Genomic DNA, 18660 nt, shown 5'->3' with positions numbered 1-18660 from the left:
TGGAAATGTACCTAAAAAACTGATTCCATGGTGGAAATTAAGTAGATACATTGATCCGATTTGGATCTCTGATTTTTGATGAATTTTGATGAAAAAATAGAGAATTGGATCTAAATTTTGAATTGTAATAATTTTTGAAAATTATATTTTTATTTTTAAAAAATGTTGTAGTGAATAATGTTGTAGTGAATAATGTTGTAGTGAATAATGTTGTAGTGAATAATGTTGTAGTGAATAATGTTGTAGTGAATAATGTTGTAGTGAATAATGTTGTAGTGAATAATGTTGTAGTGAATAATGTTGTAGTGAATAATGTTGTAGTGAATAATGTTGTAGTGAATAATGTTGTAGTGAATAATGTTGTAGTGAATAATGTTGAAACTAAAAAAGATTTGGTATTTACAAAGGAAGTAGAGTTGCATCACCATATTCTACTTTAATAATTTGACTTTTTCCAGCTGGCAATGCACGTACATAATCATCTATAGGGATATTTTTTGCAATTTCTTCTTCGAATTTTGAAAATTCAATTCTAATTTTTTTGGCTGTCTCAGCCATATCTGAACCATGTGGTTCAATAATTGCATATAACGTAGAATATTTTTTGATTGGTTCAGGAGGACCACATGTTAAAACATAATCATCATCTTGTTTAATGATACCTACAGCTAGTCTAAGAGTTTCAGATTTGATAAAATTCCTTTGTCCTTCAATGGTAAATGATCCTTTAGGTAAAAATTCTCCACTGGGTGCAGATTTTTTTACTTGATCAGGATGAATCCAATAAGCACTTACACCATACATCCCTTCTCTCCAAGCTCTACTAAAACAAACAGTTGCATGTGCAATTTCATTCATACTTGTATCAGGTGCAAGTTCAGCATCTTTTAAAATAAAAAATGGTGAACCAAAAATATCACCATGAAATATTTTATCATTTTTATCTAAATGTTTTCTAACAACAGCTGAATTTGATGCTGCATCTCTTCCACCTACGGTAAGATAACCATCAGTTGTAAAAAACCATCTGTATCTTTCGTACCAATTTTTCTTTCTAATTTCTGTAACAACAAAAAGATCTTGTTCAGATTCAGTTTTATTCTGAAATTTTTCTAGTTTTTTCTCTGTTTTCTCTTTGATTGATTGAATTGAGGAGATTGCAGCTGATTGTTTTTTTGCTTCATTGAATAATACTGATGCAATTGATTGAAGAGGAGATTGAATATTTATTTTTATTTTTTCATCTTGAATAACAATTAATGAAAGTCCTTTTTCACTAACTAATTTTGCATTGTGAGTTGCTAAGATTTCTTGAGCAGAAGTATCTTCAAGGGATAAAATTCCTTTTGATACCATTTCAAAAAGTGAATTTGCTACTGCTGTAATATTTTTAGATCTTTCTTTAACTATTTCAATAGCTTTTTCTTGTTCAGAAATTTGTGTTTGCAATTCCTTTATTTTCTTATCTGAACCACTTGATTGTACAGATTTTCCTTTTTCTATAATATTTTCAGTAAATACAGTATCTAATCCTTCAATGAAACTATTGGCTTGTGTTATTTCTCCTTCTAGTTTTCCTAATCTGAGAGGAAGAACTTCTGTTTTTTCATTTCGAACTATAACAGCATTATGATTGCCAGATATTATATCTGAAACAATTTTTTTAACGGTTTCAAAAATTATTTTAATCTCTTCCTCAGTTAGTAAATTTCCAATTCTTTTTCCATCAATTTGTGCAATTTCAAAAACAGCCTCGACATATTTTTTTGGCAAACCCAAAGTTCTTCCAAACCATTTTGCTGCAACTAAATCTGTTGTTTTAAGTTCATCAAAGTCCGACTGTTTCAAATTAAAAATATCTAATCCGCTATTAGGAGGTTGAACATATTCCAAACCAACCCCTAATTTTCTATGTCTTACATCGATTGAATGCTGTAATGCAAGAATTTTCATTTCATTGTTACATAGTAAAATATTTCCATCTCCAAAAAATTCTCCTACTAAAACTAGTTCTTTTCCAAATCCTTCAAAAGTAAAGTATGCTATTCTCTCTGCACCAATTTGTTCAATTTTCTTTAATTTTAATCGTAAAAGATCACTTCGTAATCTTTTAAGTAATCTATTTGGTTCCATTTGATCAATTTTTACTGTAGTTAACCAAACACCTGATGTTGAAATCATCATGAATAGATCACTCTTTTCTGTATGATGAAGTTTGAAGAGAATGCTATCTTTAGTAATTCCATAAATGTTACTGATATAGTATCCTTGAACTTGTTCGGTAATTGTATCAACTAAATATCGTAATTCTATCCCAGATAGTGCCATAACCTACCTGTTTCTTATCTAAAATTATACTCTTGCTTTGAAATACTCAAACTTTGACCAAAGATATTAAACATGGTTTGCTTGAGACACGCTAGAAAATTACTTGGCAAAATTCAAAAAGAAAAAATCTGAACCTACAGTAGATCCTAATGAATCAAAAAATGAATCAATTGAAGATGCTCCTATAGATACACCAGAAACAGAAAAATCTAAATCTGTTCCAGATACCCCATCAGGGGAACCTTCAATTAGTATTGCTGAGAAAAGTGAAAAAGATAGAAAATTAAATAAATTATTTTGGATGCGCGTTGCTTTGGCTATAATAGCAGGAACTGCAGCAACTTTCATTTTTGAAGGTATCGAAGGTGAAGAAAGAAGATGGGCATCTATTGGATTTATGATAGTTATATTTTTTGGAACCGTAATAGTTGCTAAAGGAATGAAGATGCAATTACCATCATCAGATAGAAAAAAGGTTGTCACACAAGCTATTGGAAGCTATGTTTTCTTATACTTGTTTTCATGGATTGTAAGTTATACATTGACTCATTTAGCTAGTACTACTAATGGAATTAACATCTAGTCTAAAAATTAAATGGTAATAATAAATGTGGAAATTTAAAACACCTGGTATTCCAGATGATGAATTTGAAAGAGCAGAAAAAGTTCCCATCACTAAAGAAGAAGTTAGAGTTATTCAAATAAGCAAAGCCAGGCTAAAACCTGGACAAATTGTCTATGATATTGGATGTGGTAGCGGTTCTATCTCTATTGAAGCTGCACTTCAAATAGAATCATCTGGGAAAGTTTTAGCAATTGATTATGATGAAACCGCTATAGAATTAACCAAAAGAAATATTGAAAAATTTGGTTTAACTAACATTTCAGTAATTCATGGAAATGCCAAAGAAAAAATTCTTGAACTTGAAGAAGCTGATACTATTTTCATTGGAGGGACTGGCGGTGACACTAAAGAAATAGTTGAACTTTGTGAAAATAAATTAAAAACGAATGGTAGAATTGTAATTGGCATTATATTGATTGAGACTTTGTACTCTGTACTACAAGTATTAGAAAAATTACAGTTTGAATCTGTTGATATTACTCAAGTTACGATATCTAAGAGTAGAAAGACCACTACTGGGACCATGATGCTTGCTAGAAATCCTGTAACCATCATATCTGCAACTAGAATTTAATCTAGATTTTTAATTAGGAAGAAAATCATACATTTCATGCCGGGATTAATTGGAATAGGAGTAGGACCTGGAGATGTTGAACTACTCACAGTCAAGGCTGTAAAAGCAATTCAAAATGCAGATATCATAATGTGTCCTGCATCTAACGAGGCTAGGCCAAGTATTGCATTTGCAGTAGTTTCACCAATAATTGATAAATCAAAAAATCAAGAAATAATAAAACTAATCTTTCCAATGACTAAAGACAAAGATATTCTTAAAGCCTCATGGAAGAAAAATGCCAAAATAATGGCTGAAACTGTATTGACTGGAAAAAATGTTGTATATCTTACTGTAGGTGATCCTTTCTTGTATAGTACTTGGATCTACATGCACAAAGATCTTAAAGAAAATTATCCTGATATGAACATTAGTGTAATTCCTGGAATTGTTTCCATGTTTACATTTGCAGCCAAAGTGGGTGTGAGTGTAGCTGAAGGTGCAGAAAAAGTTGCCATTATTCCATCTTGTTACGATTTATCAAGTGTAAAAGAAATTGCCAAACATTCTGAATCAATGATATTTCTTAAAGATGGAAGATACTTTGACAAAGTTATTGAAGTGTTAAAAGAATCTGGATTCCCAGATAATTCTATTTTTGCAATTGGACAAGACCTTGGAACTGAAAATGAAATTATTAGAAAAATGACATTAGGTGAAGTAAACGATTCATCATTAACAACAAAATATTTCTCAATCTTGGTGGTAAAACGTGTCTGAGGTATTTTTTGTTGGTTGTGGTCCAGGTGATCCTGAACTCATTACCGTTAAAGCTAAAAAACTAATTCAAAAAGCAGATGTTGTTGTGTATTCTGGATCATTAATTCCTGATCCAATTTTAAAACTATGTAAAAAAGGAAAACTACATGATGCTGCTAAATTAGTTAGAGAAGAAATTTTTGATTTATTGTATAAGAATGCAAAAAAAGACAAACTAGTTGTTAGATTACATGATGGAGATCCATCAATTTATGGTGCCATCAAAGAACAGATAGACAATCTTGAAGAAAAGGGAATTAAATCTACTGTAATTCCTGGCGTTACTGCATTTTTAGCCTCAGCAGCTGCACTTGGAATGCAATTAACACTTCCAGGGGTTACTCAAACAATTATTGTTACAAGAGGTGAATCTAGGACTAAAGTTCCAAAACGTGAAAAAATTTCAGAGCTTGCAAAACATAAAGCAACATTAATTTTTTATCTTAGCATACAACTAATTTCTAAATTAGTTGCAGAAGCAATTGAAGGAGGATATAAAAAATCTACACCAGTTGCAGTTGTTTATAGAGCAAGCTGGCCTGATCAAAAAATCATCAAAGGTACATTAGGAGATATTGCTAAAAAAATAAAAGATGAAAAAATTACTCGTACTGCAATTGTTATAATTAGTGATGTAATAGATCCTAAAACATATGAATATTCAAAACTGTATGACAAAAAATTTAGTCATGGTTATAGAAAAGCTAAAAAGGAATCAAGTTAACTTTATTTTTAATCCCTAATTTGTTTAATTTTAATTCAAATATTTTAGTATCTCCTGTAGCAAAAATCTTTAATGAATTTTTTTTAGATTGATTATTTTTTATCATTAATAAAATCTTTTTTGCAACTATCTCTGATGGATCAACAAAATTAATTTTTGGAAATTGTTTTTTTAATAACGATTTTAAAAATAGCAAATGTGTACTGGATAATGTGATCGTATCAATATTATTTTGAAAAAGTATTTGTTCCAATATTTTTTTAATAATTTTATTACAATATTTTTTATTTGAAATAAATTTACCAGATTCTACCAAATCAACTAAATCTGATCCATTAATTTTGAAAATTTTAAGTTTTTTTGAAAAGTTATTTTCTTTAATATATTGAGTTAAACCATTACTAACAATTGCACTTTTTGTTGCTAATATTCCAATTTGTTTTGTTTTGGATAATTTGAGAGCTTCTTTTAGAGGAGGTTTTACATCAATAATTTTTTTTGATGTCAAATTTAACATCAAACTAGGCGTATTTGATGCAACGACTATGAAATTGGGAGAAAATTCTTTATCTAGTAATTTTATAGAATTTTTAATTATTTTAGAAAGTTGAGCCTGAGATTTTTCTCCATAAGGAAAATTCTCTTGGTCTGCAAAGTAAATAATTTCCGACTTTGAAATTTTTTGAATAGCTTTAATTATTGACAATGAGCCTAGACCTGAATCAAAAACTACAATTTTAACCACAAATGATTCAAGACACAAAAGCTAATGTTTGTTAGCTAAATTTAGTCAAAAACTGATCTAAATTTACACCGATGATTAAGACTAAATTTCTAAATTATCCATCATGCCAAACTTCGATAAGACTTGGGCTCATCAGGAGACCCAAAGCGTAACTGGCAAACTACGTGATGCAGTAAAGCCTGAAGGTGCATTAAAGCCACGAATTCAAACCGCAGTGAACAAACTACAAGTCCAAATCTCAAAAATGGACTCTATGTTAGGTAAACTGCACGAAAGAGATGCGCAACTCTTTCAGAGAGTCGTGACTGCTATGCAGCAACATGATACTGACACAAGTAGAGTTTTGTCTAACGAATTAGCTGAAATTCGTAAAGTTACAAAGATGCTCGGCAACGCAAGAATGTCATTAGAACAAGTCCAACTAAGACTGACAACTATTCATGATCTTGGTGATGCTATGGTAGCAATTGGACCAGCAATGTCTACAATGAAGGGATTGAAGTCATCGCTTGGAAGATTCATGCCAGAAGCTGATTCAGAATTGAACAGTATGACCCAGACACTTAATGGACTGATGATGGATTCACTTGCAGGAGACTCATTTAGTATGGAGTCTGGTGCTTCAAGTGAAGAAACCGAAAAGATTCTTCAAGAAGCATCTGCAGTAGCTGAGCAGCAGATAGGAGATAAATTCCCATCTGTACCTTCTTCAACTGGACTTTCGTCACAATCCTCTACTTCTACCTTTGAGTAGTTAGGACAAGACGTTAGTCAGTTCTTTTTATTTTAATTTTTTAAAAAATTAAAGAAATTAATTATTAATTTAAAATTCCCAATAATGGGAAATAGTAATTCAGTTATTTTTAAAAAAATACAATAGGGTAATTTTATATTTTAAACTAGATGTTAAACAATGTGCAATTAAATAGATTCATTGTTTTGTCTTCAATTTTTTTATTGTTAATAATTCCTGGAATTTTAGAAAATAATGCATTTGCATTTACAACTACTGATACTCTATATGCTTGTGATAAACCAAGTGTATCTGGAAAAGAAATTCATGAACTTGACAAAATTGATGGTACAATAATTTCATCAGTTCCAATGATAATCAGTGGGGTTTCTGGTAATGTGAAAGGATGTACTGCCATTTCACAAGATCCAACTACTGGAATTTACTATGCAATAATTCAATCTGGTGGGGAATCAAGTGATAGATTTTTGGCAACAATAGATCCTGAAACTGGATTTGGTGCTAAAATAGATTCAATGGATGATGCATTTACAACATTAGCTTTTAGTTCAGATGGTTCATTATTTGCTGCAACTGGTGCCGGTGCAACTGTAAATGATGTATTGTTTTCAGTTGATAAAACAAATGCTCTTGTAACTCCATCATGTTCATTACCAGATTCTGGAACTTCGTTTAACTATTTGGTGTATAATTGGACTGAAGATGTATTGTATAGACTAGCAGGAGTAGGAATAGGCGGTCCTTCTGATATACGTTTGGATAGAATTAATGATATAACCACTTGTGATGTAACAACTACAACTATTTCAGGATCTCTAACAGGAGAATTGTATCAAGCTTCCTTTAATACAAATGATCAATTGTATTATGTTTTAGCAAGAGATGATGTAGGTCAATCTGGATATCATTCATTAACAACTACAGGTCTTGCAACTTTGATTAATGCTTCTCCATTTTTAACAGAAGCTAAAGGATTAACATTTGAGTTGTCACTAACATTAGTAGATTCAGATGGTGATGGAGTACCTGATGTAGATGATGTATGTCCAGGATTTGATGATAACTTGGATTCAGATGGTGATGGAGTACCTGATGATTGCGACTTTACACCAATTGCAATTGTAACTGCAAATCCTACTTCTGGTATCGCACCACTTCTTGTTACTCATATATGTACTAGTGTCACAGGAAACACTCCTCTAACATATTCATGGGACTTTGATGGAGACGGGCTAGAAGATTCAATGGATCAAAATTCATTGTACTTTTATGATAATCCAGGTGATTATACTCCCACATGTACTGTAAGTGATTCAGATAACAACTCTGATTCATCATCAATCCTAGTTACAGTTGAACCTATTCTTGTCGCAATTTCTTTAGCAGGGACTCCATTTGATGAAGATGGTGGAACAGCAACTGTTACTGCAACTTTAAATGAAAATGCTCCTTCTAATATAGATATTATTTTAGCATTTGGTGGAGATGCAGTTTTGGATGACGATTATACAATATCTAGCAACACAATTTCAATTACTACCGGAAGTATTTCAGGATCAATAGTAATTACTGGAATTGATGATACTGTTGTGGAGGGAGATGAAAGTGTTCTAGTTGATATTACTTCAGTAATAGGTGGAGAAGAAGATGGAGTGCAGCAAGTTACAGGTATAATTGCTGATGATGATTTGCCAAAAGTTTCACTTTCCATAGTAGGGACTCCATTTGATGAAGATGGTGGAACAGCAACTGTTACTGCAACTTTAGATCAATTGCCTTTTTCAGATGTGGTAATTGATTTAGCATTTGGTGGAGATGCAATTTTAGATAATGATTATGAAGTTTCAAGTAATATCATTGTAATTCAGAATCCAGATACTACTGGAACAATTCAATTAACAGGACTTGACGATAATATTTTAGAAACCAATGAAAGTGTTGTAATTGATATCACTGGAGTTACAGGTGGAGAAGAAAACGGAGTGCAGCAAGTAATTGCTGAAATTCTTGATGATGAAATCGATACTGATGGGGACGGAGTTGGAGATAACACAGATAACTGTCCAACAATCCCAAATCCTGGCCAAGAAGATATTGATGGGGACGGAGTTGGAGATGCATGTGATAATTCACCTATTGCAGTAGTTACTGCAATTCCTACATCAGGCGATACACCACTAGATGTATCATTTACATGTAATAGTGCAACTGGAAACGAACCACTAACATATTCTTGGGACTTTGATGGAGACGGGCTAGAAGATTCTGCTATACAAAACCCAACTCATACATTTGAAAATGCAGGAAACTTTACTCCAACATGTACTGTAAGTGATTCTGATAATGATGAAAGTTCTAGCTCAGTTGAAATAACTGCTGAAAATCCTTCACTACAAGATCAAAAATTAGAACAAATTACAATATTACAATCATTAATTGATGATGCCTCAAAGAAAACTCAGAAAGAGCTTAAAAAAGCCTTAAAGGAAATAGAAAATAGTCTTGATGATAAACTTTGGAAGGATGAAATATCTCTAGAATCAAAGCACGGACACAAAGTATTTGACAAAGAAAAGAAAGCAGTCAAAAGTTTAATGAAAATAGAAAAAGATGACGATTCAACTGATGTTACAGGTGTAATTAATGTTCTAGTAGCAGTAGATAGGCAATTAGCTTCTAATGCATTTGATGAGGCAAATACTTCTGAAAACCAAGCAGATAAAAAATCTAGTAAGGAACTAGTAAAATCAGAAGCTGAATTAGCAAAGGGTGATGAAAAAGCAGCTGATGGAAAGTATGACAAAGCAATAGATCATTACAAGAAAGCATGGAAACATGCACAAAAGGCAATAAAAAATTCCCCAAGTGATGATGACTAGTCTACTTGACTTAATCTAAATTAAAAAATTAATTCCAAAGTTTTTCTTTAAAAGTAAGTTTTTTGTTCAAGATAAAATTGCTAAGTGCTGCAACACCAATAGCTGAAATCAAGGCAAGAGGATATACTATTTCATATGAATCTACTAATGTAAATACAATTCCAAGTTGCACTAGTGCACCTAATGAACTGAAAGCACCGAATTTTCCAAATTGAGAAAATGTTTTCTTTCGTGAAAAATCTCTATCTTCAAATGTCCAAACTTTGTTTAAGATAAAATTAGTAGATATGGATGCTATAATTCCAAAGATATTTGCATGAAGATACCACATTTCAGTTAAGCCAGATGTGAAAAGCATAGAAATAAGATAATTTACACCAAATCCAGAGGCTCCAACAGTGAAAAATCTTGCAGCCTTTGAAATAAAACGAATTGAATTTCGTTTTTCATCAGTAGTTTTTATTTTTCCATTTTTGTATAATTTCCATACAGATTTAAAATAATCAATAATAGTTGAACTATCTAATTTACTTGAACCAAATCTTCTATTTTCAAAAGTATATGGTATCTCTTTTACATCGATATCTTTTGTTTTTACAAGAATTTCTAAAAGGAATTTGTAACCTAGTGCATCAAAATTTAATCCTTTAATGATATTTTTTTTAAATGCAAAAAATCCAGACATTGGATCTTTTGTTTTAACTCCCAACCCCTTTTTTGCAATTACAGTTGCAATTTTACTCATTAGTTTTCTTTTAATTGTCCAACCATGAATATTTCCACCAGTCATGTATCTTGAAGCTACAACTAGATCACATTGATATTGTTTGAATGTCTCAATCATTTTTGGAATAATTTGTGGAGGATGTGAAAAATCTGAATCCATCACTACTATAGTATCACCTTTTGCATTTTGAATACCATTCAAAATTGCAGATGATAATCCATTTTTTGCTTTTCTATGAATTATATCAATAGTATTTTCTGCAATTTTTTTAATTCCCAGAATATAATCTTCCACAATTTTTCCTGTTCCATCAGGAGAGTTATCATCAACTACAATTGTTTGAGTAGAGATACCTTTTGGAATATTTTCACGAATTAATTTAAGTATATTTACAATATTTTGAGATTCATTATACGTGGGAAGAATGATTGATATTTGAGGATTATTCTGAATCATGCCTTACTTCATACCTACCCAAGAACAAATGAATATTAATTTATAATTAATTTTATGCCTAAGTAACTTTTTCTTTACTAGTACTCTCAAATTTTTTTGAATATTGATTATGCTTAAACAAAACTAGAAAGAATTGAATAATCTAATTTTTTGTTTTGATTGAACTAAAATTATTGCAAAAATCAAAATTGTGAATATGAGAAATGGTAGATGCATTTCTGGAAGTGATTTGTCAGGTGATACTATATCTCCCCATTCAGATGGAGATGGGATTTGAGAACTTTCTCTCGTTACATTTTCAGGCCATGAATAAAACTTATCTGAACTAGCATCATAAACTGAAAGATAAAATCCGTAGTTATCTGAACGATTTAAAAGTTCAATTGGAATTCTAAATTCAAAGCTAGGATGTAAAATTTTGGTATAACGATCGTTTTCATCAGAAATATTACTAGTTGCGATAAATTCTGGTCCATTAATCATTTCATAATTTCCATTTGAAGTTCCTTGTGTAAGAATTCCATGTTCCTGATTTAATGAAACTGAAAAACAATAATCATCACTATCAGGATTTTGACTTTTATTATTTTTTGCATCAAAACATATTGTTGCTTTATCCAAATTTTTATCTAATGTTAAATCACCAATAGGATCAACAAAAACATAAATAAAATTTTCCTGATGAGCTGTTCGTAAATGAATTACCATGTCATCATCATATGACAATAAATTATGACTGGATTGTTTCCATTCTGTTTCATGTGTCCATTTACCATCAAATACAACGTTATGCAATCCACTTGATTGTGTTATTAGAATAGGATCAGGAATTGCATAGACTTGATCAAATGAAAAAACTATTGCCACCGATATTATCAAAATTATCAATATCCCGAGCGATTCCATTAGATTTCTAGCCTTACATGAAATATAAAAAACCAACTTTCATTCAGTCATGTTTATAGACTTGTATCAAGTTAGAAATTTGTGAATAAAATTATTATTGTAATTTTCATAGCGATAATAATTGGAATTGGTGTAACTGCTTCATCAATTTCTATGGAAAATACTGAAGAGGACAACGGAACTACTGAAAATAATATAATTTTAAATGAAATTGCACCTATTGAACAAGAGCCTGAGGAAAAAGGGAGGGCACTTACAGTAGAATTAACTGAATCCATCGGTCTCAAATCACCGTAAAATATTCCAAAATGGATCAGTTAATCAGTAATTTTTGCCAAGCAACTAATAATAAAGTAAATTATTAGTTCTGTAATGAATAGACTAAAAACGATCGCATTGTTTGCAGGCATATTTGCAATAAGCCTGGGAGCAGTAAGTCTTAGTGGCAATTCTGCTACCACACTAATGGTATCAGCAGAACCACAAACACAAACTACAGGATTTGACATGTTAGGTCATGTTGAATACCAAGTTCTAGATAGCACAGGTGCAATCAAACATTACCTACAAGGCGACAATATTGTTGCAATAGGTGGTAAAGATTGTGTTTCCCGTATGGTATTTGAGAATTCTACTGCAGGTGTTTCATGTGTAGGTGGAATGAATGAATTCCAACACATTGCTATTGGAAACTATACAGCAGCTGGAGTACCAGTCAATACATTGTCTGAACTTGAATCAACTGTTGCAGATTCTGACTGTGCAGTTACAGGTGATAGTGGAGAGATGGCAAGAAAACAAGTCACCCCAACATTTACACCAGCAGTAACTGGTACTGGAACAATTGTGGTCTTAGACACATCAAGTGATCCATTTGACTTCGACGTTAGTAATTCAACAGGAGCAATTATGCAATCTGGTATCTTTAATGGACCAGAAGGTGCAGATAATGCCGAGGGTGAATGTACTACGCTTGGATCAACTAGTATGTTTGCAGTACAAGATCTAAACTCAGATACTGGAATTACAGTTTCTGATGGAGATAGCTTGTCTGTAAAATGGACAATCACTGTAGGATAGAATGATTTAATTTTTTAAACAAAATCAATTCTAGTCTTTTTATTTTTTATTAATTTTTTAGATTATAGTATTTGCAATTTTTTTTAATTTTACAAACATCACACATTGGAGATATTGGTTTGCATATATTTTGCCCATACATCACAAAAGTATCATTAATGTCTATCCAGTATTTTTTGGGAATTTTTTTCATTAGTTCTTGTTCTGTTTCTTCAGGCATTTTTGTATCTACTAAACCTAATCGATTTGAAATTCTGTGAACATGAATATCTACTGGAATTGCTGGTTTCTCAAAAGCATATACCAATACACAATTTGCAGTTTTTCTTCCCACACCAGGTAATTTTACTAGAGTCTCCAAGTCATCAGGCACAATTCCTTTGTACTGAGTATCAATTATTTTTGCCACTTCAATAATTCTCTTAGATTTTACATGATAGAATCCAATTGATTTGATGATCTTTTCAATATCTTTTACCTTGGCATTTCCTAAAGATTTGGCATTTTTGTATTTAGAAAATAATACTTTGCAAACCTTTGTTGTACTTTCATCTTTAGTTCTAGCTGAAAGAATAGTTCCAATCAATATACTAAATGGTCCACCAGTTTCTACTTCATGAAGTTCACGTAATGCAGTCATTCTGGGTGGTTTAACAGAATTCATGGTATCTGTCATTCCTTGAAGAATTTTTTTCATGATTAATGGTAATGTACGTACAAGTATTATATCTGTAGTAGATAACTCAATCCATTGGAGTTAACAAGAGAGGAAGAATCTGCATTAAAAGGTGAACAAGGTGAGATCATGGAGATGGCATATAGAATTTTGGTTGCAACGGGCGAAGCAACAGATGCTGATAGATTAATTCCAATAGAATGGGCTCATCTTTCTGGCGTAAATTACAATACAATTGGTGATGCAGGTGAAGAGTTTCTATCAACAATTAGTAAAGATGCAAGAGTCAAAGTAAAAACAACTTTGAATCCCATGGGATTTGACATTGATAATGTTTCAAATTATAATGTAGATGATAATTTTATATCAAAACAACTTTCAATAAAAAATTCTTATGAGACAATTGGTGTTATACCATCATTTTCATGTATACCTTATGAAATATTTGATATTCCAAAAGAAAATACTCAAGTTGCATTTGCAGAAAGTAATGCTGCAATTCATGCAAATTCATATGATAATTTAAAAACTAACAAAGAAAGTGCGTTTAGTGCACTTGCAAGTGCAATTACTGGTAAAAGTCCATATTCATCACTACGAAAGGAAGATTCTCCTAACCTATCCATTAGAATGAAGATCAATAATCCAACTGAATTAACATATGGAATGTTGGGATTTTTTGCAGGAAAAGTTGGTGATACATCTGTAAACATTTCAGGTTTAGGAGAAATGGATAGGCGTCAATGTAAAGCAATGTGTGGTGGAATGGGAACATCTGGAACATGTGCAAAATTTCTCTTTGATGAAGAGAAATCAGGAATTGAAAAAATAGATTTTGATGAAAAAGAAATGAAAAATGTTTATGATGAACTTAATACTACTGAAAAAGGAGATATTGTTACACTAGGAAGCCCACAGTTGGGATTAGATGAGATTTCAGATCTAACTATAAAGCTAAAGGGGCGTTCTTTCAAGAAGAGATGTATGGTATTTACTCCTAGAATGGTAAAAGAACAAGCTAGAAAGTTAGGTTATACAAATGAATTAGAACGTGCAGGATGTGAAATTCTTTCAGATTGTTGTACATGTTTAACACCATTAATCAATAAAGATAATGTAGATGCAGTTACTACAAACAGTATCAAGGGTGCATTTTATCTAAAAAACTCTAACGGAGTGGATGTTAATTTAAAATCCTTAGCACAAATTATAGAAGATGAAACACAATGAATAAAGTTCTTGTTCAAGGAAATGTTGAAGGTATAGTATTAAAATCTGAAGATCCAATAAATTTTTTGGGAACAGTTGATAAAAAAACAGGAATAATAAGTGACAAGAATCATGATTTATTTGAAAAATCAATTGCAAATACAATTCTTCTATTTCCATCAGGTGTAGGAAGTAGTGTTGGAGCATATACTATTTATTCAATAAAATCAAACAATTCTGCACCACTTGCAATGATATGTAAAAAAGCTGATCTAACAGTTGCGACTGGTTGTGCATTAGCAAATATTCCACTTGTTATTGTTTCAGAGAAAAAATTTTCATCAATTCAAAATAATGATAAAATTGTCTTAGATACAAAATCTGAAAATATTATTTCAACTATTTTTTAAAATTATGTTCGCTTTTTTGTAATGAATAGAACTGCAACTATAATTCCAACTCCGGCTGCCATGTAAAATGGATATAATGCAAATATGTTCTTTGCAGGATCACCTGACAAAAATTCTATAATCATGCTTCCAGAACTTACTGCTGGTGGATCAGTAGAGCCTGCCATTCCATGAACAGAATATGAGTGAATAGCAAATTGACCAATATCCAGATTTGTAACTACGATTCTGGCACCATTGTTCACAGTTAGTCCTGCTCTGTCAGTGTAAGATATGATAGATTTTGCTTGAGGATACCATCCTCTATCCAAATCACTATGAACTACAATGTATCCTTCTTTTGGAGTTTGCACTGCAACCCAAAATTTATTGTCAGGTTGTGGTCCCATTCCAACTTCAATAAATTCATCATGTGTCTCTTGATCATATAGTCTTAAAACTGCATTTCCCTCTGGATTTGCATAAAATAGATTGTTATCAATTGTCACTTGCCAACTTACTGCATGAACCTTATCTAAGACTCTAATTGGGGCTTCACGTAGTACTGTGTTAAATTCATCTGAAGGAATTTCCAAAGTATCAATAATTAATGATGGATTCTTTTCTTCTTGAGCAAAGGCTGATGTTACAAAAATTCCTGAAAGTAAAATTACTGCAAAGAGATACTTCACAAGCTAGAACAAATTTGATTGAATAAAAATCTAATCAACAAAAGGTTTTGGATGATCCAAAATTACTTGTGCTACTTCTGGTCTTAAAATAAATTCTGATGGTGCCTGACCATTTTGAATCATTTCTCTTAGTGCAGTTCCACTAATTTGCTCTTTAACATCATTATCATGTGGACATGCCTTGGGAGTAGTATACGTAAGACATTTTCTACAATAGAAGAATGGTGGGAAAAATACTGGAGAAATTTCTAACTCTGGATAGTCATCAAAGATTTTTTGGGCTGCCATTGGATCATAAAATTTCCCAACACCTGCATGGTCTCGTCCAATTATGATATGTGTGCAACCATAGTTTTGTCTCATAATTGCATGGTGTATTGCTTCTTTTGGACCTGCATACTTCATTTGTGTATGTAATGTTCCTAGTTTGCATCGATTTTCAGGATAGTATAATTTAATCATAGTTTCATAGCATTTTACGATAACTTCATCTACAAAATCACCAGATTTTTTCTTACCAATTACTGGATTTACAAATACACCATCACGTGTAGTAATTGATGTTTTTTGTAGCATTTCATGTGCTACGTGAGGTGGATTTCTAGTTTGAAAAGCACAAATGGTTTTCCATCCTGCTTTTACAAAAGATTCACGTGTTTGGGTTGGGGTTAATCTATTTTTTCTAATTTCTGTATCATTTGGTCTTTGAATATAGTCAATTTTTCCACTAACTAACCAATCTTTCATTGACATTGTATATGCAACACCTGGATGTGATGAATCGCTAGTTCCATAGACTCCTTGAGCTGCTTTCTCTTTATCAAAAGTAAATGTCTCATCAACATGTAATACTGCAACTCCAATGCCATCTGGATTTTTTAATAGAATATCTTTTGCTTTTTTCATTTTATTTACGGTTTCTTCATCAACATCAAGTACAATTGGAATAGTCCAAGCTAAATCATTAGCTAATCTTCCACGAGAAACAACACTATCAAAATCTTCTTTTCCCAAAAATCCCTCTAAAGGACTAAAAATTCCATCTGCAATATTTTCAACATCATTTGCAAGATCTTCACTAATTGTAATTGAGAATAATCCCGTAGGATCAGTTTCAATAATTCTATTAACTAGTATTCCACCATGTGGTTTTATTGAATGAGTTTCCGACATACTAATCCATCCTTTTACGCTCTATATGAAGGCCACATTCCTTATTTCCATCTTGTTCCCACCACCATCGTCCTGATCTTAAATCTTCACCAGGTTTGATAGGCCTAGTGCATGGTTCACAACCAATACTAGGATAGTTTTTATCTAGAAGGCTGTTGTAAGGTAAATTATTTTTTTTAATATATTCTTGAATTTGATCCCAAGTCCAATCTATTATTGGATTTATTTTTAAAATTCCTCCATGTCCATGATCTAGTTGAAAAATTGTAATATTTTCTCTATTTTTTGTTTGATCACGTCTTAATCCAGTAATCCAACCATCTAATGTACTTAACATTTTGTTCATGGGGTGAACTTTACGAATTTCACAACATAACTTTCTATTTTCTACACTTTCATAGAAAAGATTCATGCCCTTTTCATTTACCATTTCTTCAACTTCCTTTGTATCTGGAAATAGGGATTCAACTGTAATATTATATTTTTTTGAAACAATATCTATAATGTCATAGGTCTCTTGCGGTAATCGTCCTGTATCAAGTGTAAAGAATCGAAATTTAGGATTAATTTTTAGCATAATATCCATAACTACTGCATCTTCAGCTCCAAAACTAGATGCTTTTGCAACTTTAGGATGAAGATTCTCTGAAACCCATTCTAGAGCCTCTTGTGTAGTTTTAATTTTGGAGTTTAGGTCATCTACTTGTTCTTGTGTGAATTTTGTCACATTTTCACTTAGATTATTTGTTTTATATTGATTACCCGAATCTTTATCCTAAATTATAAACAAGTAGAATTCAAAATAGAAAATATGGATGAAATATCATACGTTGTAGTTTTCCCAACCATATTTTCAAAAAATAAAATTCCACAACTAATCACAAATATAAAAAAAATTCTTAAAATAAAAAATCAGGAATTCAAGTCCGTAAAACGTGATGGAGACATAATTTTAGTTGATGCAAATGATCCTGTATTTGCATCATCTGCAATAAATTTACTTTTTGGAATTGAAAAAATAGCTATAGCAAGAAAAATTAGTAATGATTTTCAGAATATTATTTCTGAGATTACATCTATTGGTGGTAATTTACTCTTAAAGGGAGAAAAATTTCTTGTTAAAGTAGAAGGGATTTCAAAGGGATTTGTTGTTAAAGATGTAGAAATTGCAGCAACATCAAACATTATTGAAAAGAAAGCAAAATTAGGAGCATATCCAGGAACTGATGAAAATTATGACAAGTTATTGTATACCTATCTCACAAAAAATAATGCATACATCTGTATATTTTCAGATAATGGTAAAGGGGGAATACCATATCAATCACAAAATCAAAAAACCATATGTGCAGTATATGATGAAATTTCAGCAGTTTCTTGCTTTGAGACAATCAAACAAGGGTACGATGTAAAGATACTAGTTTGTTATAGACAAAAATCTGAATTGATGAATCTTGTAAAAATAATTAATCAAATTATTCCAAGATTAGTGCATGATAAAATTGAACTTGAATTTTTACAACTTAAAATTAGTCCAAATGGAATCAAAAATTATTTAATTTATGTAAATTCAATATTAGAGATATTATTACAATATTCAAACAACCGTGTATCATTGGCATTATCTCCATTAATTTATTCTACAGACTTTATTGATAATTCATTGAAACTAGTATTTGAAAAAAAGAAAATTCCAATTTTACCACTTGCTGGGGTTGATTCTAACTTGTTTGATGAAGCTAAAGAGATAGGCCTTGAAAGAAATATTAAGAAACTAGAAAAAATGGTCACACTATCTACAAATAAAATTCCTATTTTTTCAAAAAAAGAAGTTGAATCTGCACTAAAATCAAAAAAAGTCATCAATATTCAGATAGGTCCTAACAATGTTCATGATATTTTAGATTCACTAGAAAATCATTGAG

General features: G+C 31.4%; 20 protein-coding genes. 12 read left to right on the top strand and 8 right to left on the bottom strand.

Annotated elements, in window-relative coordinates; translation table 11 throughout:
• Positions 1-170: 170 nt before the first annotated feature.
• On the top strand, positions 171-440 hold the full coding sequence (locus tag C5F49_RS00340; RefSeq protein ID WP_179362795.1) for a hypothetical protein: 270 nt from the start codon (positions 171-173) through the stop codon (positions 438-440).
• On the opposite strand, the gene rqcH is transcribed toward C5F49_RS00340, so the two are convergent.
• Complete coding sequence (gene rqcH, locus C5F49_RS00335) at positions 400-2328, bottom strand: ribosome rescue protein RqcH (protein WP_179362794.1); 1929 nt, start codon at positions 2326-2328, stop codon at positions 400-402. The genes C5F49_RS00340 and rqcH overlap by 41 nt on opposite strands.
• Positions 2329-2431: 103 nt before the next feature.
• Between rqcH and C5F49_RS00330 the strand changes: the two genes are divergently transcribed.
• From C5F49_RS00330 to cobM, 4 genes are read left to right on the top strand one after another with little or no spacing between them, the layout of a single operon-like run.
• The gene (locus tag C5F49_RS00330) at positions 2432-2911 is read left to right on the top strand and encodes a hypothetical protein (protein ID WP_179362793.1); all 480 of its coding nucleotides are present in this window, start codon (positions 2432-2434) and stop codon (positions 2909-2911) included.
• 25 nt (positions 2912-2936) lie between these two features.
• Complete coding sequence (cbiT, locus tag C5F49_RS00325) at positions 2937-3527, top strand: precorrin-6Y C5,15-methyltransferase (decarboxylating) subunit CbiT (RefSeq protein WP_179362792.1); 591 nt, start codon at positions 2937-2939, stop codon at positions 3525-3527.
• A 36-nt stretch (positions 3528-3563) separates the two neighbouring features.
• A complete protein-coding gene (cobI, locus tag C5F49_RS00320; protein WP_179362791.1) occupies positions 3564-4286 on the top strand; it encodes a precorrin-2 C(20)-methyltransferase in 723 nt (240 codons plus the stop codon).
• The gene (gene cobM, locus C5F49_RS00315; protein WP_179362790.1) at positions 4279-5049 is read left to right on the top strand and encodes a precorrin-4 C(11)-methyltransferase; all 771 of its coding nucleotides are present in this window, start codon (positions 4279-4281) and stop codon (positions 5047-5049) included. Before cobI ends, cobM begins: the two co-directional genes overlap by 8 nt.
• Here the strand turns inward: cobM and C5F49_RS00310 are convergent.
• On the bottom strand, positions 5030-5794 hold the full coding sequence (locus C5F49_RS00310; RefSeq protein WP_179362789.1) for a glutamate racemase: 765 nt from the start codon (positions 5792-5794) through the stop codon (positions 5030-5032). The genes cobM and C5F49_RS00310 overlap by 20 nt on opposite strands.
• A 103-nt stretch (positions 5795-5897) precedes the next feature.
• On the opposite strand from C5F49_RS00310, the gene C5F49_RS00305 reads away from it, so the two are divergent.
• Both C5F49_RS00305 and C5F49_RS00300 read left to right on the top strand, forming a co-directional pair.
• Positions 5898-6548, top strand: coding sequence for a Snf7 family protein (locus C5F49_RS00305; RefSeq protein ID WP_179362788.1), 651 nt, complete (start codon positions 5898-5900; stop codon positions 6546-6548).
• A gap of 161 nt (positions 6549-6709) precedes the next feature.
• Positions 6710-9427, top strand: a complete 2718-nt coding sequence (locus C5F49_RS00300) for a PKD domain-containing protein (protein ID WP_179362787.1) — start codon at positions 6710-6712, stop codon at positions 9425-9427.
• Between the two features lie 28 nt (positions 9428-9455).
• Here the strand turns inward: C5F49_RS00300 and C5F49_RS00295 are convergent, their stop codons facing one another.
• Both C5F49_RS00295 and C5F49_RS00290 read right to left on the bottom strand, forming a co-directional pair.
• The gene (locus C5F49_RS00295) at positions 9456-10610 is read right to left on the bottom strand and encodes a glycosyltransferase (RefSeq protein ID WP_179362786.1); all 1155 of its coding nucleotides are present in this window, start codon (positions 10608-10610) and stop codon (positions 9456-9458) included.
• 123 nt (positions 10611-10733) lie between these two features.
• Entirely contained in the window at positions 10734-11477 is a 744-nt protein-coding gene (locus C5F49_RS00290) for a hypothetical protein (RefSeq protein WP_246275343.1), read from the bottom strand.
• A 120-nt stretch (positions 11478-11597) separates the two neighbouring features.
• Between C5F49_RS00290 and C5F49_RS00285 the strand changes: the two genes are divergently transcribed.
• A complete protein-coding gene (locus C5F49_RS00285; RefSeq protein WP_179362785.1) occupies positions 11598-11813 on the top strand; it encodes a hypothetical protein in 216 nt (71 codons plus the stop codon).
• A gap of 75 nt (positions 11814-11888) precedes the next feature.
• Entirely contained in the window at positions 11889-12596 is a 708-nt protein-coding gene (locus C5F49_RS00280; RefSeq protein ID WP_179362784.1) for a hypothetical protein, read from the top strand.
• A 49-nt stretch (positions 12597-12645) separates the two neighbouring features.
• Here C5F49_RS00280 and C5F49_RS00275 read toward each other — a convergent pair whose 3' ends face one another.
• On the bottom strand, positions 12646-13293 hold the full coding sequence (locus C5F49_RS00275) for an endonuclease III domain-containing protein (RefSeq protein WP_179362783.1): 648 nt from the start codon (positions 13291-13293) through the stop codon (positions 12646-12648).
• A 54-nt stretch (positions 13294-13347) separates the two neighbouring features.
• On the opposite strand from C5F49_RS00275, the gene C5F49_RS00270 reads away from it, so the two are divergent.
• Complete coding sequence (locus C5F49_RS00270; protein ID WP_179362782.1) at positions 13348-14502, top strand: aconitase X; 1155 nt, start codon at positions 13348-13350, stop codon at positions 14500-14502.
• A complete protein-coding gene (locus tag C5F49_RS00265; protein WP_179362781.1) occupies positions 14499-14891 on the top strand; it encodes an aconitase X swivel domain-containing protein in 393 nt (130 codons plus the stop codon). Before C5F49_RS00270 ends, C5F49_RS00265 begins: the two co-directional genes overlap by 4 nt.
• A 2-nt stretch (positions 14892-14893) precedes the next feature.
• Here C5F49_RS00265 and C5F49_RS00260 read toward each other — a convergent pair whose 3' ends face one another.
• From C5F49_RS00260 to C5F49_RS00250, 3 genes are read right to left on the bottom strand one after another with little or no spacing between them, the layout of a single operon-like run.
• Entirely contained in the window at positions 14894-15562 is a 669-nt protein-coding gene (locus C5F49_RS00260; protein WP_179362780.1) for a hypothetical protein, read from the bottom strand.
• A gap of 30 nt (positions 15563-15592) precedes the next feature.
• Positions 15593-16735 carry a sulfate adenylyltransferase gene (sat, locus tag C5F49_RS00255; RefSeq protein WP_179362779.1) on the bottom strand — a complete coding sequence of 381 codons (1143 nt, stop codon included), beginning with the start codon at positions 16733-16735 and terminating at the stop codon, positions 15593-15595.
• A 1-nt stretch (position 16736) separates the two neighbouring features.
• Positions 16737-17462, bottom strand: coding sequence for a phosphoadenylyl-sulfate reductase (locus tag C5F49_RS00250; protein WP_179362778.1), 726 nt, complete (start codon positions 17460-17462; stop codon positions 16737-16739).
• Between the two features lie 84 nt (positions 17463-17546).
• Between C5F49_RS00250 and C5F49_RS00245 the strand changes: the two genes are divergently transcribed.
• Complete coding sequence (locus C5F49_RS00245; protein ID WP_179362777.1) at positions 17547-18659, top strand: THUMP domain-containing protein; 1113 nt, start codon at positions 17547-17549, stop codon at positions 18657-18659.
• Position 18660: the final 1 nt, after the last annotated feature.

Origin of the sequence: Nitrosopumilus oxyclinae (assembly GCF_013407165.1) — an archaeon.
Taxonomy (GTDB): Archaea; Thermoproteota; Nitrososphaeria; order Nitrososphaerales; family Nitrosopumilaceae; genus Nitrosopumilus; species Nitrosopumilus oxyclinae.
This window is presented reverse-complemented; position numbering and strand designations above follow the sequence as displayed.

What these genes read in the sequence shown, in the direction of transcription:
- rqcH (WP_179362794.1), bottom strand. Translation starts at nt 2,328, where the DNA reads ATGGCACTATCTGGGATAGAATTACGATATTTAGTTGATACAATTACC.
- cbiT (WP_179362792.1), top strand. Translation starts at nt 2,937, where the DNA reads ATGTGGAAATTTAAAACACCTGGTATTCCAGATGATGAATTTGAAAGA.
- cobI (WP_179362791.1), top strand. Translation starts at nt 3,564, where the DNA reads ATGCCGGGATTAATTGGAATAGGAGTAGGACCTGGAGATGTTGAACTA.
- C5F49_RS00305 (WP_179362788.1), top strand. Translation starts at nt 5,898, where the DNA reads ATGCCAAACTTCGATAAGACTTGGGCTCATCAGGAGACCCAAAGCGTA.
- C5F49_RS00295 (WP_179362786.1), bottom strand. Translation starts at nt 10,610, where the DNA reads ATGATTCAGAATAATCCTCAAATATCAATCATTCTTCCCACGTATAAT.
- C5F49_RS00280 (WP_179362784.1), top strand. Translation starts at nt 11,889, where the DNA reads ATGAATAGACTAAAAACGATCGCATTGTTTGCAGGCATATTTGCAATA.
- C5F49_RS00275 (WP_179362783.1), bottom strand. Translation starts at nt 13,293, where the DNA reads ATGAAAAAAATTCTTCAAGGAATGACAGATACCATGAATTCTGTTAAA.
- C5F49_RS00265 (WP_179362781.1), top strand. Translation starts at nt 14,499, where the DNA reads ATGAATAAAGTTCTTGTTCAAGGAAATGTTGAAGGTATAGTATTAAAA.
- sat (WP_179362779.1), bottom strand. Translation starts at nt 16,735, where the DNA reads ATGTCGGAAACTCATTCAATAAAACCACATGGTGGAATACTAGTTAAT.
- C5F49_RS00245 (WP_179362777.1), top strand. Translation starts at nt 17,547, where the DNA reads ATGGATGAAATATCATACGTTGTAGTTTTCCCAACCATATTTTCAAAA.